This window comes from Bacillus sp. GMs2/2 (assembly GCF_050172095.1).
Taxonomy (GTDB): Bacteria; Bacillota; Bacilli; order Bacillales; family Bacillaceae_G; genus Bacillus_A; species Bacillus_A cereus.
Window position 1 is genome coordinate 1 of sequence record NZ_JBNLYE010000615.1, and the last position, 1,703, is coordinate 1,703.

The window sequence follows — 1,703 nt, forward strand, 5'->3', positions numbered from 1 at the left end:
CGGTATATTTAGTTTTTTCCTCACTACTTTTTCAACAACAACTAAGGATATAATCCATACTATTAATAAAATTCCTTTAACCCAAAACAGTGATGTTTCCTCCTTTACCTTTTCTCCGGCTGATCACTCGGATACGTAGCATTCCTTTTATTTTCTACGTCCCAACTAATAATTGTCGCACTATCACGTCCCAACTGATGATGCACGTGTTCTAAAACATTGTGAATATTTTCTTTAAGTGTTTTATCATTTCTGTTCATAGCATTATACAAATTTACAGGTATTTCATATCGGCGTTCCCCGCATTCTAATACTCCATCTGTCACCATTACAATTCGGTTCTTTCCAGTACGTAATTCACGAATACCTGATGAATAGCAAGGAACAGGTAAATCAAATGTGTTTACATTTCCAATCCATTCGTAAAAATGACGTTGATTTAATGCATATTGTCCTAACTTATGTAACTCTTCATGAAATACATACACTAAACAATCACCGATAGAAAGCCACCATATATAATTTTCTTTCCTTACACATAGTAAGCAAGCTGTTTCACCTTTAATTTTTTTGCACTTTTCCTTAAATGAAGATGACTGAAAAATTGTAAGTATATGATTTTCAACAGACTGAAATACTGAATTAATTGGTTCATTCAAAATTACTTTTATATTTTCATATTCTTTTTCGATTGTATTTACTACTAAATCAACACTTTCTACACTATTATGTCCATCTAATATAGCTGCAAATTCCCATTCACCATTTGACCAAACTAATGCACCATCTTCATTCTTTTTCGCTCCAGCACTTTTATTCCCGCCATATTTACCAAGTACAATATCACCATATTGTTTAACTGAAATTTCTCCTAAACACATTTCTATATTTCCAACCCATGAATATTGTGTATTATTTGTTGTATGCATACTCATTTACCATATACTTTCGTATTCTTTCACATAGTTTTTTTATTTTCTCTTCGTTACCATATGGTGCGCCAGTCCATTTCGCTATCTCGGTTGGTGACCAAAACTCTTTTGGTGTATTCGGATAACGCGGAATAATGTGCATATGCATATGTGGTACACCATTTCCTGAAACAAAAGTGTAAATATGCTCTGCACCTTCGCTTTCTTTTAGCGCTTTACTTACTCTACTTGTTATAAGTCCGAACGCTTTCGCTTCTTCATCTATTAGTTCAGCAAGGCCAGGTACATGTCTTTTTATATCTATCATTACATAACCCAGGTATGTTTCTTCACTATCCCAGTGGACATGTCCAACGTAAACGAGTTCATCTTCGTAAATAGCTCCACCTGGAACTATAATATTTCCTATATGTTTTTTGCAAATGAAACAGTTTTGTTCTATTTGATTGTTTGTTGACATATCCATCACCTTCCTTTTCATATATAATATCACAATAAAAGGAAAAACAGGTTTAATATTCCTAATTTTCATTCTTTTGATACAACAATTTTTGAAATGAATTTACATCTCATTACTTCTTCAAAAACGCAATCCCAATTATAATCCCAATCACAATTCCGATTACTAAATTATTTGTAAAGTGCCCTTGAAATACACCAATTACAACCCCTATACCGACACCTATTGCCAAAGCATCATTTCTTTTTTTATTTTTAGCCAAAATTACATCTCCTCCCACCATTTCCCCCTAAATAACATACATTTACTTG

General features: G+C 32.9%; 3 protein-coding genes. All 3 read right to left on the reverse strand.

Annotated elements, in window-relative coordinates; genetic code table 11:
* Nucleotides 1-104: 104 nt before the first annotated feature.
* Entirely contained in the window at nucleotides 105-929 is an 825-nt protein-coding gene (locus ACQGS6_RS27960; protein WP_000557605.1) for a PP2C family serine/threonine-protein phosphatase, read from the reverse strand.
* Nucleotides 913-1,413, reverse strand: coding sequence for an HIT family protein (locus ACQGS6_RS27965; RefSeq protein WP_426965991.1), 501 nt, complete (start codon nucleotides 1,411-1,413; stop codon nucleotides 913-915). Before ACQGS6_RS27965 ends, ACQGS6_RS27960 begins: the two co-directional genes overlap by 17 nt.
* Nucleotides 1,414-1,504: 91 nt before the next feature.
* On the reverse strand, nucleotides 1,505-1,672 hold the full coding sequence (locus ACQGS6_RS27970) for a hypothetical protein (protein ID WP_000508470.1): 168 nt from the start codon (nucleotides 1,670-1,672) through the stop codon (nucleotides 1,505-1,507).
* Nucleotides 1,673-1,703: the final 31 nt, after the last annotated feature.

Coding starts and splice junctions, on each gene's coding strand:
- ACQGS6_RS27960 (WP_000557605.1), bottom strand. CDS start 929: ATGCATACAACAAATAATACACAATATTCATGGGTTGGAAATATAGAA.
- ACQGS6_RS27965 (WP_426965991.1), bottom strand. CDS start 1,413: ATGAAAAGGAAGGTGATGGATATGTCAACAAACAATCAAATAGAACAA.